At 45.2% G+C, this 13,553-nt stretch carries 8 protein-coding genes; 3 read left to right on the top strand and 5 right to left on the bottom strand.

Features of this window, described 5'->3' with window-relative positions:
- Window positions 1-5 precede the first annotated feature (5 nt).
- Window positions 6-716: a hypothetical protein gene (locus ACFQZE_RS23570; protein ID WP_379361754.1), complete on the top strand. Its 711-nt coding sequence runs from the start codon at window positions 6-8 to the stop codon at window positions 714-716.
- Window positions 640-1,125 carry a hypothetical protein gene (locus tag ACFQZE_RS23565; RefSeq protein WP_379361752.1) on the top strand — a complete coding sequence of 162 codons (486 nt, stop codon included), beginning with the start codon at window positions 640-642 and terminating at the stop codon, window positions 1,123-1,125. Before ACFQZE_RS23570 ends, ACFQZE_RS23565 begins: the two co-directional genes overlap by 77 nt.
- Window positions 1,126-1,140: 15 nt before the next feature.
- On the opposite strand, the gene ACFQZE_RS23560 is transcribed toward ACFQZE_RS23565, so the two are convergent.
- Window positions 1,141-1,368, bottom strand: coding sequence for a helix-turn-helix transcriptional regulator (locus ACFQZE_RS23560; protein ID WP_379361750.1), 228 nt, complete (start codon window positions 1,366-1,368; stop codon window positions 1,141-1,143).
- Window positions 1,369-2,682: 1,314 nt separating this feature from the next.
- Here ACFQZE_RS23560 and ACFQZE_RS23555 point away from each other — a divergent pair.
- Window positions 2,683-2,922, top strand: a complete 240-nt coding sequence (locus tag ACFQZE_RS23555) for a hypothetical protein (protein WP_379361748.1) — start codon at window positions 2,683-2,685, stop codon at window positions 2,920-2,922.
- Window positions 2,923-4,522: 1,600 nt separating this feature from the next.
- Here the strand turns inward: ACFQZE_RS23555 and ACFQZE_RS23550 are convergent.
- The 4 genes from ACFQZE_RS23550 to ACFQZE_RS23535 all read right to left on the bottom strand — a co-directional run bounded on the left by ACFQZE_RS23550 (window position 4,523) and on the right by ACFQZE_RS23535 (window position 12,925).
- Window positions 4,523-9,916, bottom strand: coding sequence for an Athe_2463 domain-containing protein (locus tag ACFQZE_RS23550; RefSeq protein ID WP_379361746.1), 5,394 nt, complete (start codon window positions 9,914-9,916; stop codon window positions 4,523-4,525).
- 21 nt (window positions 9,917-9,937) lie between these two features.
- A complete protein-coding gene (locus ACFQZE_RS23545) occupies window positions 9,938-11,200 on the bottom strand; it encodes an S-layer homology domain-containing protein (RefSeq protein WP_379361744.1) in 1,263 nt (420 codons plus the stop codon).
- 339 nt (window positions 11,201-11,539) lie between these two features.
- Complete coding sequence (locus ACFQZE_RS23540; protein ID WP_379361742.1) at window positions 11,540-11,782, bottom strand: hypothetical protein; 243 nt, start codon at window positions 11,780-11,782, stop codon at window positions 11,540-11,542.
- 189 nt (window positions 11,783-11,971) lie between these two features.
- Window positions 11,972-12,925, bottom strand: a complete 954-nt coding sequence (locus ACFQZE_RS23535; protein WP_379361740.1) for an S-layer homology domain-containing protein — start codon at window positions 12,923-12,925, stop codon at window positions 11,972-11,974.
- Window positions 12,926-13,553: the final 628 nt, after the last annotated feature.

Below are 13,553 nucleotides of genomic sequence, written 5' to 3'. Positions count from 1 at the left end.
TGCCTATGAAGAATAAATGGTGGTCTTGGTTCAGTTCTGATGAAATTTCGGGTCTGGGAGTCTCAATCGTCTTCGTTGCTTTTATTTTATTAGTGTGTGGGAAGGCAGTGCTTTCATTAGTATTAGCTTTAACCTCCCTGGTTTACCTCGCATCTGCAATGGCAACTATGGAGTATTATCGCAAAAAGTCGGAAGAGCTTGGACTAAATCATTATTTTGTCATGCCGATCCATGTGAATTTAGCGCGGTTGTTAGTACGGAAGGAACCGATTAGTAGTCACAATGTTTACAAGCTGCATGTGAACACCAAGAAGCTGAAGGAACGTAAGTCCCTGAAGGCGAGCATCCGGCTCATGAATGATGATGTGGCCATGCTTAATAGTGATGTGTGGGGAGAGAATCCGGTTTTTATCGGTAACACCTATGCGGACATAGGCGCCAAGCAGCGAGCCAAGATTCAATCAATAGCCGATTTTGTAGAGTATGAAGGGGTAATGACTCCAGCCTATCTATTTCTTGTGTCCAAAACGAAGTTTATTCGGAAGCAAGAAGAATACTTTGGTCGGGTTTATAGTGTGCCTGAACGAATTGTGTGGAGGGTATGTGTGATTCGGCCGCGATCGAAAGGAGAAGCTACGGGTGATCACGGTTCAGATAAAGGGGAGAGAGTCTACAGTAACCAAAGCTCTCGAGAAACTGAAGAAGTTTATTCATGAGAAACGAGCGTTCCTTACCCCGGTGAAACCCACTGGCACAGTGTTAGCTGAAGTGGAATTTCATTTCCGGAGCGAAGTAAAAGAACTGGCGGACTTAACCAAAGAATTAAATGATATTGAAATGGCCAGCCTGGCATTGCAGCAGCTGCAGAACATTTTAGGAGAGTTGGAGAAATTAGGCCGTCTTCAAATCAGAGTATTAAGCAAGTCACTAGAGGAATATATAACCCTTCAGGAAGCTGAAGAGGCATATGACCTTAAAACAAATACGCTCTTAGTTATGATCAAACGTGATCGGAAGTTTGATACTGAAATGGAACGAGGGCTTATTAAGCAGAAAGGGCGCCAGTGGCTAATTCATAAGGAGGCTTTGAGAGAGAAGTATGGAGCTCCTAAATTTGATTTGTAAGCGAAGAAGTACGTCTCACATCTCATCTTCCCATTCCAGGATGTCGTAAACAGTGACGCCAAGCGCTTTGGCAATTTTCTTTGCAATTATAATGGTTGGCATACTTCCGCCGTTAGCGGGTCCTTTTTCAACCTTGCGATAATACAGCAACGTGATGCCGGCTGCATGGGCTAATTGTTCCTGGCTTGATCCTTTAATCTTTCTAAGCACCCGCAATGGTTGTGGTTCAAGTAATTTTCTCAACGCTATCAACCTCTCTTTATAGGAAATAGCGTATCAAAAGTAGAGAGATTTTATCTAGCTAACAATCTATTGCAATCCATAGTATGTATACAATAGGCAACATAATGTAAATTTAAAACACCTTTTACTTATCCAGATGTGGATAAAAACAAAAAAAGGATTGCTAGTCTCTAGCAACCCTTGCTATAATAGTCACAAGAAATGCGAAATCCACTTCATCCTCGGATTCGGGCCCTTGGAGATAAAGTGGATTCCATTAGTACTTGTCCTGCACCTGCTTTTAGTATACTTGATGGCCAACGGGTTATCAAGAGGGGGAAGCTGGGATTCGTAGTAAAAACCTAGGTAAATTTGGGTAACTACGGCTTCCCCTGCGGAATCTGTATACAATGGGCAGGTGCAGGCAGGATGTGCGATATTAATCGCATGTCTAGCTACTGTAGCTGCCCTTTTTAGTTGAGGTAATATCGTGTGAGCGGCTTGGTAACCGATTACGCGTTTTACATAGAAAAAAACCTCAGAGTGGTGTCTGAGGATAGTTTAAAAATTTGGAGTTGTAACATTGTAATCCACCATACCGCGGGCTGGTAACCCGTGAATGGGACGCCGACGATCTGGACTGGTAATCCGACTCGGCAATAAAAGAATCCAAACTTCCTCATCCATTTTTTCGAAAATGGACGATGGAGGTCGTCTTTAATTTTGTCTTTCGATTGTATACAGTATAGCAGGCATTAACGAGATTTTCAAGAGATTAGAAGTTTTATTCGACAAAACTAGTTGTAATTCGACACGTATCGACATTAAAACTTGGATTCTCGCAAAAAATTGTATACAATCTTGGGTATTTCGGGCAAAACTATCTACATCTTTCGACGTATCTCATGGGTTTTTGGGCCTGCCCAACAGGCAGCCGTTAAATCATAAATGGCTTATGAATTGAATGAAACATATGAAAAGCCCCTTTTAAATTTCGAAAAAATTTGAGGGAATGGGCTCTAGTTTCTTATTGTCTAAAAACAGATTCATCTCATGACAAGGGAGATTTGAAGAATGGAACTAGCACTGAGACATAGAAAAGACCAGCAGCTTATACTCCAACCGGCTCTTCAAAAAGATCGGTTTGACTATATATATGAAGCACAAAACACTTCTATGTATTTGATAGATAAAGAATGCCGAAATGCCTTACATTATCTATCTTGTACAAGTAAATCGATTTTTAAACATAGGCTCAGATCGTATTGGCTCCGAAGATCATTAATTTGATTCTTTGCGGGTCTCGTTTTTGTGGCCAAAAACAGGAGGGATGCTATGAAAACAGGCGTTTCCATGAACATCGAACGACAGACACGCAAGCAAAAGAAAGACCGGAAGAAACGGATTAGGGAGAAAGCGCAAGAAGCAAAGAAAGCGGTAGGTACGATTTTGGGCATGTACATCTATCGATGTACATCTTGTTCAAATAGGGTTCGTTTAGCAGAAAAGCTAGGCGAGAGAAAAATTCTTTGTACGAAGTGTAATGCTGGAGTCTTTGCTCCAGCTGGCAAATGAGGACGTTAACTTCATATCGGCCGCCGCCCCGATCAGGGAGGCAATGGCACCCAAAACGACGTAAAACAAACTGGCCAATCCTGGCCTTGATGGTGATGGTAAGTCGTCCCACCCCCTGCGTAGTGTCCCACTGGCCGAGCCGTTCGCAAGACGGTACAGGTGTCCAGTGACAAGATGGCTGCAGGTGTCCTCCGTTGCTGGGTAAAAGTCTATCTGTAATCCGCCCCTTTCCAGACTTCGGCGTTGTGACTCCAACGACCGAACAACCGTCCGTGTACGTCGAGAGACGTAGGCTGACTGCTAGAGTTAGTTTGACTATACGTGGTAAAGCACGACCTGGACACGTCGAATAGCAGTTTCGGTAGAGATACCGATGGTCGCGCCTTAATTGGCGCCTGAGGGAGCCGTTCCCCTATGAGTGACGGCCGATCCATGACCATAGCTTCCATAATTGAGACAGCGATTATTTCTATTATTTCGCATCTCTTTTATGGGGGCTGTGGCTGCCGAACGCTCCATGATAGGGGTCCTGTGGGTCGTGTCAAGATATTTCGCAGATAATCCTTCAAAAATCGTTAAGCAGCCACAAATGAAGGGGCGGGAGTGGGGAGGATGCTATAATCCCGAAGGCTTGCGTAGCAAGGCAACCGCTTTAAGAGGCTGGGGATAGTGGCAGGAGGAAGGAGTTATCCACAAGTGGAAAAGAGATAAGAGTAAGAATGAAAGAGTGGTTCTGAGGGGACTCCGCCCCCAAAGGAGTGAAACGGGTAACTCAAATAGCCAAAGTAGAGATAAAAGAGAAACGGCGGAGGATGGTCGGATTGGGGTGTATCCGATCCATCCGAGCACGTTGTGGCAAGCCGAAGGCGCGGCAGGGGTTAAGGGGGATCGAAGATCGAAAGAAGTAGAAAGCACTATTCACAGGGGGGGTCTGGGGGGGATTTTTTTCTTTTGAAATCTTTTGATTGGTGCAAAGTAGTTTCTCCCGATCACACTGGTTGTGCCACAGGAATCATTGCTGGTTAGCGTGCTGCAGCTGATCGATCGTGCCGGCTACGCTCCAGGAATGAGATCCGGCGATCGTGTTTCAGCTGAAGATGGTGCTGTTGGCCATCAGCTCTTCCGGACTGCGCCCGGCGCTGCGCAGCAGCTGATCGATCGCGACGTCTGCGCTCCAGGAGTCATTGCCGGTTAGCGAGCTGCAGCTGACGGCAGCCAGCGGTGACATCGGCAACAGCTATTCCAGATCCGTCCGGCGGTGTGCAGCAGCTGCTCAATCGCGACGTCTGCGCTCCAGGAGTCATTGCCGGTTAGCGAGCTGCAGCTGAAGGTGGCGCTGTCGGCCAGTTGCTCTTCCGGATCCGCCCGGCGCTGCGCAGCAGCTGATCGATCGCGACGTCTGCGCTCCAGGAGCCATTGCCGGCGATCGAGCTGCAGCTGAAGGTCGCGCGGTTGGCCATCAGCTCTTCCGGATCGCGCCCGGCGCTGCGCAGCTGCTGATCGATTGCGCCGGTTGCCAGCTTAATCGTTGGCGAGGGTCATCTTCGAGTTTAAATCACAATGAAAAATCCCTGATCACGTTGACCAGGGATTTTAGGGTTTAATCAATTAATTGAGAGTTAATTTTTTCGCCGGTGAAAGTTGTATTTTTCTTGATGTTATCCGTTAAAGTGGTTTCCGAGACCCCGGAAATAAGTTCAGCTGTAAAGCGTAGGGTGGAATATCGCATTTTCCCCTTATCGGTTTGGTAGGCTCGTAGTTCGTCTTCTGTAATGTTAGGGATATCTTCAAAGGTAACTGTCGTCACGTTGAATCCTACATTGACGACTTTCTCCAAGACGACTGTTTTATTGTACCCTTCTACTTTAAGCCGTACAGTGACGTTATTGCTTCCGCCACCTATAGGCTTACTGACGCGTACATTGACATCATACGAGGCGACGCCTTCCTTACCAACAATGAAATACTTTTGATCCGGTTTATCGATGTCTGGCACATAATACTCAATATCCGGCACGACGTCGATGACCTGAAAGTTCTGGTTAACAACTTCGATTGTCTTTCTAACGGTTTCAATATTACCATTCGGTGTCCTGGATTGCCACTCAAATGTGTACGTTCCTTCAGGAATATTCCCAACTGTAAACGTTTTGTTCCATGTTTTAGATCCGTAACCATTTGTATTGTTAGTTGTGGAAGCTAGAGTTACGATCTGCTGATAAGGCGTTCCCTTAAACATGGTAACCTGTGTGGCGTTGTTATTCACGCTCGCATCCGGATACTTGGTTGTGCCGGCATAGAGCTCGTAGGTGTCTCCTCTCACTAATGACGTGACGTTCTTCGAAGCCGATAGTGTGTTGATTTGGCCATATAAATTAATTGGCGTCTCAACACGGACACTGTAAGTATTTTCTGCATAGGAACCTGCTACGGATCCATTTGCGCGAATCCGGAAGGTATACAAGCCGTCAGGTGTCGTGTTCGGAATCGTAAAGGTCTCATTTTTCCAGTTGATGTCGTTTCCAGTCTTGGTCCCCGTGTAGTATGGGATGGATCTGGATAGGACGCTACCCATTGTCATTTGTAAGGATACTGAATATGGGTAACGCGTCCAAAGCTGATTTGCCACAAGATTTTCGCTTGCAGGTACGCTATTCAAAGAAAACCCATTGTACTGCGTCTGTAAATTGGATTTGAATTGAACAGGGACAGTATCCGGCAATACATACGTTTTTTGTATTGGTAAAGACCAAGCCCCTTCGATATCTTGCGCCATATAATCGAGCACGTATGTTCCAGGAGGCAACTCAGCTGGTATCCGCGTAAACACTTCGCTTGTACCCTTGTTTGTGAGTTTAATACTTCTCTGCTGGATTCCGCGATCCGTTGCCGCGCGCGTAATGTTATGATCCAGGTCATAACTCAAGTCCACCCATGTCGATTTGTACGTGTTAGAGGCAGGAATATAGTCAAAATCCAGTGTGACATCTGCTATCGGTCGCCGGTGGACAAAAACATCGATGGCGGACTCATTGGAGTAGTAGCCATACATGTCAAAATTCGGATCCGTCGTTGGTAAGTCTTTGGTACGGCGGATAAACTGATACTTTCCGGGCTTATTAAGCGTAACGATCGACTCATAAGGGCGCCAGTTTGCAGCTGACATTTCCGAGATTAACGATTTACCACCCCAGGAATCAAACCCCATCGAATTATCGTAATAATTCGGATCCTGGGTGATTTGGAGCTGGTTGTTGCTATCTGGAATAGGATCCCCTTCTGCGTCGAATGTGGCCGTTACCGTTTCAATACTTTCGCCCACTAGCCGCAGTAACTTAGGATTAGCTGGGTTGCTTTCTGAGATATAGGAAATGACCTGATCGACCACTTGCCCAATATCTCCATCATTTATAATAAATTTATCGTGTTTTATCTGCGCCTTCATTTCGTTGGTTCCAACGAGAATTAGATGTGCATTATGCTTTTGCATTACATTTTGTAGATCAGGCAGCTCAGAAATAGTGGAATCTGAGATGTAGACCACGTATTTCGTTGGGACAGCTCTCATGTAGGATGTATCGTATGGCTGCCGTATTGGCTTGTGAATCGTACCTGCATAATAGCCTGTGTAGCTGTCATACGTGTTCCAGTCAGACTCCCACACGTCTCTGGTTCTTGTTACGGTACCAGCGTAATATGCAGTCCAGCTGCCAGTACAGGAGCTTCCAGGTGTGCCACTACTCGGACAGCCACTACCTGTTTCCCCAGTACGAGAAAGAGTGCCAGAATAGCCCCCACTACTATAACCCTTTGATGAAGGACAGGCTCCACTATCATAGGTTATGGAGTAATTGCCCTTTTTATCATATGAATAGCTTTTCGTATGGCTACAGCTGTCCGTAGCGGTCATAGAGTCAGTGACTTTTACATACCTACCATCGTCCTGCTGATATGGGGTATTTGATACATTTGTTCTTGATAGAGTGCCAGAATAGCCATTCGAACTATATGAAATACTGCTAGGCGGATATGATGTGCCAGTGCCTCGACTGGTGCTTGCAGATTGAGGATCCATATAGGTCCGCATATCCCATATTCCAATGTTGGCCAACATATTCGCTGTATTAAAGTTATTGGTCAGGGTAACTTTGTTGTTACGGACGTAATCTGTTGATCCCTGTTTTAGATGTTGGTCCAGCATAAAATAAACGTCCATATCGGCTTTTTCATTCGGAACATCGATGTATAAATCGCTTGTCGGCGCATAGTTATCGATAAAAAAGTACGATTTTTTTTGATGCTTTTGATCGTCTGCCGGGGTTATAAACTCCATTAGCCGGTCTTGGTCCGTACCTTCTTTGGCATCTATTACAATCTCGTATTGTCCGAGCTGTGTGAATTTAGGAAGAGCTGTAATATCGTCCTTCGTTTCATACACGAGCTTGTCAAAAGTTCCATCGTTATTGGAATTATAATAGACTTTCAGCTGCTTCTCTGAAATGAAATCTCCATCGGTACTTTCCACATCGTAGCTCAGCTGCAGCTCGTCCAGCCTGCTGCCTTGCGGGGTGTATACATGAGCGGAGATAGCCGGCTTGTGATCGGGAAGGATCTGATAATCAACAACATAGGGATCCGAATACCGCGTTATTGAGCCACCAGGGTAATTAATGACCCGTTTTGCCGATATGCTAAACTGATAATTCCCCGGTTTCTTGTATAGAAACATCTTTTCGGAGAGATTGTTTTCGCAGTATCCCGTTCTGCATTTTAAGTTGGGATCATTGGCTTTAACAAAGCTGAAAGACGTAATTTCTAGCGGAGCACGTTCTTCAACCCAAGGATCGTTAGTTTCGGCCGAACGGTCAATGGCCGACATTGTGCGATTCTGCTTGTAAAGACCTTCTAGCTTGATGGCCACATTCGGTTTTGTTGGGTGTACGACCACGTACATGGTCTTGTGCGACACAGAGCCGTCCGGAGCAGTGAAAGTGGCAGTTACTTCACGGAGGCCAGCTAGCTCTTCTCCAAACACGTATTGCCCACCATAGAAGGCATCTGCACTGATACGCTTACCATCGATATACACTTCTTTTTTGAATTCACTATAATCTGCTGGGGTCTCGCAGCTCTTTGCTGGAACTAAGTCCGGCGGCGCATCGCTGACTGGGAACGGCACGACATCATACCAATCAAGAGGCCAATCCGCTTTAGGTGAAATAAATTGTTTTGGCGTCATTAGAGACGGATCATCGGGTTTGCAGCCTGCTACCGGAGTATGGAGGATGGTTACGTTGCGCACCCGTTCCGACTTGTTATTGACGGTTGAATCCTTATCGACGATTGTTTGCTTAATAATAAATGTCTTTTGTATGGCTGTTGTGCTGGTTACTTCTTCCCCAATGAATTTGGATGCCATGAAACCATACAGAAAGTTGTTAACTGATGCCTGATCGAGATATCCGGTTTTAGGAGCCTTTACTTCGGGTATAGCCGGGTTATATTTCTTGGTCTGCTTTGTTCCATCAGACTCGGAAATAATCTCGAACTCGTAGTAATCGACTTCCTTACCATAGGAAAAATCCTGATAGCCAACCATCTCTTTAACGAAAGAAGATTTTTTTTCAAATTGGATGGTTTCCACTACGCCAAAGTCGCTTAGCATCGGGGACTTTTTGGTAGGTTCCACGTTAATTTCCAAGTTGCAATATTGAGACGAAATGGCTGGTTTACTAGACGTGTGATTATAATAAGTCGCAAATGCACCAGCATTCGTTTTGAACTTCCACATTTTGTCGTTAGATTTATCAAGCTTGTTGAGATCAACATTCACTGTGAAGATCGCAGAAGCCTTGTTATCTTTAACGATGACGCCATCTTTCGCATTTTGTGACGAGAGCTGCTTGTATGTGCCGGTTGCTTTATCTTGCATATCCAAACGCCAGCTTTTAACATCATCGCGCGAATACATGGAGAACATATCATATGGATCGCCATAGAAAAGTTCATCCTGCAAGGTACCAACTACTTTAACCTGGACACTCACTGTATTGCTTTTCCCGATCTTGATGGGTTTATTGTCAACCGGTTGGGCAACACAAGCGACGGGAACAGGTATTTTTGGCGTATCATCCATTTTCGGTAATGTGTAAGTATGATACCAAAGGGAATGTGTCTCCCAGCTGTAATGGTACATGGTTCCGGAGCCCTTTTCCCTTGTCGTAGGAGCTTGTTCAATGGACATGTATAGGCGAGGATCCTGATTCTCAGTGCCAGATAACACCTTATAACGATCAGCATATTTGACGCCTTGAGTAATCTTAAAACCTAGAGCCTCGTTCAAATAATCACGAATATTTCGAAATTTATCGCTAGTTACGTTTGAGTCGTTCTTATAAATTGCTCCCGGTGTAGTAGGTTTTCTTTTATACCAGGATGGTAGATCTGACCATGGCGTGTAGACCCAATGCTTGGACGATAGCTTATTGCCTGAATTGGCGTCGTTAATGAAATGAATATTGGAGAACAGGTTTCCGTCTTGAGTGAACCCTAAGTAGCGATATTCTCCAAAGGTCATGCCACCATCATTTGGGCTAAACGCATAGAAATGGCCTTCAGTAAAAATTTCAGATCCTGGTCCCCCCGGCTGCCATCCCTTCTTAAAATCTTGAATGTCCCCAACTGAATCTACGTTACCATATACAACGAGTTTGCGTTGAGGACTGGTTTTATACGGTTCGCTGCTTAGTACCCACGTTTTGTAGTAGTAATTCGAATTGAATTTAAATCCATTGGTAGAACACGGCTTAACATGCGAAGGAATTGGACCATCTATGTTAGGGTCGTATTTACAAGTATTCGGAAAACCATTCACGGCTGATGGAGCTGCATCTACAGACTCCATTTTGAACCACTCAAATGGTATAAACTCTGTAAAGGAAAGGAGATAAGTAATCAGTAAAAGCAAAGCCAATTTCTTATTGCGCTTACGCATTCAAGTTCACCTTCTTTAATTTTAGTAGGAGAGCGAGACAAAAACTCGATTTCCGGATGTGAAAAATCTAAATTTCTTGTTGTTTACTCTGAATTCAGTTTCTGGAGAGTTCTTACTGATAAGCTCATCGATTTTGATTTTTAGCTCTGGTCCCTTTCCCTTACCGGCCAGGACTTCATACAGGGAGTTTAAGTAAGGCTTGCTATTCGTAAATTTCGACAATTCGGGGAAGTTAATGCCGATCGTTTTATCGGTACCGACTCCAACGAACGCTGTGACTTCATCATCGGGCCTATCGTCGAATCTTCCCATTTTGGTCATGAAAATATATTTTTCATAATCGTCTTTGCTCTTATAAACAGCCACCAAATGAGCTGAATCTTGAGCGACATACCCTGATTTCACATGCAATTTAGCTAGTTCAAGGTATTTTTTATAGGTGTCATGCTTGAACTTGTCACTAAACAAGTAAATTTGCCCACCTTGCTCAATATAGTGCTGGCCAGCGAGACTCGGTTTGAAAGGTTTTCGTAAGCTGTCATCTCTTAAACGGAGTACCATTGTTAAAGCTTCCGCTCTAGTTACATACCGTTTAGGGTAGAAATATTTATTCGGATAGCCATTCATCAGCCCAGAAATAAGAATAGGACCCAGGTAACCTCCCTCGTTTGAGCCAAACGTGTTAATGTCTTTAATGCCTGCTTTGCTCAATACAAAGTTTTTGTAGAGACTTTGATAGGATGTATCAAACGTGTCAAACCAAAGACCCAGTAAGTAAGCCGCTTGCTCGCGTTTAATTTGCTTTTTATACAAATCGTATTTCTTTGGAAAAACTGAATCAAAGCTCTGGATAAACGGAGTATCATAGATAAAATCAATATAAGGCTTTGCCCAGTAGCCGGTTGCAGCTGGCTCAAAATTAAAATTGTGCTGGTAAACAGCGACCATAATTTTGTTCAGGAATGCAGGTTGTTGATCTTTCAGCTCTTTATACCAAGCTGGGTCAAATTCCGTTTTTCCGTTCTTGGTGATGCTGTGTGCTCTTAGCATCATAACAATGAACTGATCTGCTTTAACGATGTCGTCCGGGCGGAACGTACCGTCTGGGAAACCATCTACCAATCCATTTTTGTAGGCTTTGAGGATGTTATCCTTAGCCCAATGATTCGAAATATCGTTAAACGGTAACTCTGTATTGGCAGCGGAGGCACTGAATGTTCCTAATTGGATTGTTAGGCTAACTATGATCGTTGCGATAATAAAGCGGTAAAATTGTTTTTTCATTTCTCTTCCTCCTTGATTTGTAGTTAATTATTTATCAAGCTGCTCGATCGCGCCGGCTGCGCTCCAGGAGTCATTGCCGGCAATCGAGCTGCAGCTGAAGGTGGCGCTGTCGGCCATCAGCTCTTCCGGATCCGCCCGATGCAGCGCAGCAGCTGCTCGATCGTGCCGGCTGCGCTCCAAGAGTCATTGCCGGTTAGCGAGCTGCAGTTGAAGGTGGCGTTGTCGGCCATCTGCCCTTCCGGATCGCGCCCGACGCAGCGCAGCAGCTGCTCGATCGTGCCGGTTGCGCTCCAGGAGTCATTGTCGGTGAGCACCAGCTGAAGGTGGTGCTGTCGGCCATCAGCTCTTCCGGATCCGCCCGGTGCTGCGCAGCAGCTGCTCGATCGTGACCTGCGCTCCAGGAGTCATTGTCGGTGAGCACCAGCTGAAGGTGGCGCTGTCGGCCATCAGCTCTTCCGGATCGCGCCCGACGCTGCGCAGCAGCTGCTCGATCGTGACGGCTGCGCTCCAGGAGTCATTGTCGGTGAGCACCAGCTGCTCGATCGTGACGGCTGCGCTCCAGGAGTCATTGTCGGTGAGCACCAGCTGAAGGTGGCGATATCGGCCATCAGCTCTTCCGGATCGCGCCCGGCGCTGCGCAGCAGCTGCTCGATCGCGCCAGCTGCGCTCCAGGAGTCATTGCCAGTGAGCATCAGCTGTAGGCTGCTCGATCGTGCTGGTCGGGCTCCAGAAATGGTTCAATGTAATGAGATAAAGATGCAGGGTATCGGATCATTTTAGGTAGCCGTCAAGTCTTGATAATATTTTCACAGTTTCGGCACGGGTCACAGTAGCTTCAGGTTTGAAGGATCCATCCGGATAGCCGTTAAAAATGGCGTGTTTGCTAACGAGTCCAATTGCTGTCTTGTACTGGGTATCTAATTTGGACAGATCGTTAAATGTAGTAGGATTTGGTGTCTCCGCTGAAGTGACGAGCTCCATTACGTTCGACACTAGGAGTGCTACATCTTTGCGTTTAAATGATTTTCCAAGTTGACTATCATTCCAGTTCTTGCTTATTCCAATATCCATTGCGGCAGCTGTATAAGGTTTGGACCAATGCTCTCCGGATTTGGCTACAAACTTATATTCATGCCAACCCATCTCAGTACTAATCTCCTCGTCTTTTACTTTCCAACGAAATTCTTTTTTCCACTGGCTCATTCCATTCGGAAGTTCCTCTGTTAGGGAAAGCACAGCCATCTTAATCAGGGCCTGGCCCGTAACATTGTCATTGGGTCCGAAACGGCCGTTTCCATATCCGTTAATAATTCCTTTTTGAACATAATCAGTTATGACGTCTTTAGCCCAATGAGTAGCAATATCGCTGAATAGTGGGATGTCTACTACGAGGTTGTAATAAGAAGACTTAGGAGCTGTAATCTCAAACACGTATTTCCCTTTTGGTGCTGGTTTGACTACATAGTTGTTTGACCAATAGGTCTTTTTTCCGTTGACGATTTTATTGCTCTTCGAGCTCGGAATTTTATTACCTCCTGGCATAATCATGACTGACGTGAAATCCCCGTCGAAGCCTTCAATCGTAAAGGAGATGTAATCGGTGGCTTTCGTTAGTTCAAAGGTTTTTTTGATTTTGACCTTTTCTTTGGCTGCTGCTGTAGTAATAGGGATTAAGCTCGTAATCATGCTGATCACCAACAGCAAGGAGAAAATTCTACGGTTCATATAGAACATCCTTTCAAGTTGAAATTAGAGTAGGTTCCTCTTTTTTTTAGACTAGTAAAAGCGCTATGCTCCCCTCTTTGATGACTGTAAATAAGCAACAAATAACATGGTAAATCACACATATATTATATACCAAAATAGGTACTATTGTCCATGATTTGAATACTATAATATACATAAAATAGTTTATTTTTTGGGCCGAAAATCCTATTCTATATTGCAATAAATAACATGGTAAATAAGATACAAAAAACTGCGTATATAACCACCTTAAAAACCAACATCACTATACTAATAAAACCAATAGTATAGCTAAAAGAGAGATCGACTTGGTGCCTTAGAAAGTACTCGTATTTTCAATACTCATCTTTCTCGACTCCATACGGCTCAAATAGCCGGTCCTTATCCGAGATACCCCACTCGGAATAAGTACCAGCATTTTCGCACGTATTCCATCGACGGCACCCAATGCATTCGCTTCGCTCATTTTGCGCCGGCTCTGTCGCCCCGCCTGATCGCCCTGGGCAGCTGCGCCGGCTCTGTCGCCCCGCCTGATCGCCCTGGGCAGCTGCGCCGGCTCTGTCGCCCCGCCTGATCGCCCTGGGCAGCTGCGCCGGCTCTGTCGCCC

The organism is Paenibacillus sp. GCM10027627 (assembly GCF_042675505.1).
GTDB lineage: Bacteria > Bacillota > Bacilli > Paenibacillales > Paenibacillaceae > Pristimantibacillus.
This window is presented reverse-complemented; position numbering and strand designations above follow the sequence as displayed.

What these genes read in the sequence shown, in the direction of transcription:
- ACFQZE_RS23570 (WP_379361754.1), top strand. Translation starts at nt 6, where the DNA reads ATGAAGAATAAATGGTGGTCTTGGTTCAGTTCTGATGAAATTTCGGGT.
- ACFQZE_RS23555 (WP_379361748.1), top strand. Translation starts at nt 2,683, where the DNA reads ATGAAAACAGGCGTTTCCATGAACATCGAACGACAGACACGCAAGCAA.
- ACFQZE_RS23550 (WP_379361746.1), bottom strand. Translation starts at nt 9,916, where the DNA reads ATGCGTAAGCGCAATAAGAAATTGGCTTTGCTTTTACTGATTACTTAT.
- ACFQZE_RS23545 (WP_379361744.1), bottom strand. Translation starts at nt 11,200, where the DNA reads ATGAAAAAACAATTTTACCGCTTTATTATCGCAACGATCATAGTTAGC.
- ACFQZE_RS23535 (WP_379361740.1), bottom strand. Translation starts at nt 12,925, where the DNA reads ATGAACCGTAGAATTTTCTCCTTGCTGTTGGTGATCAGCATGATTACG.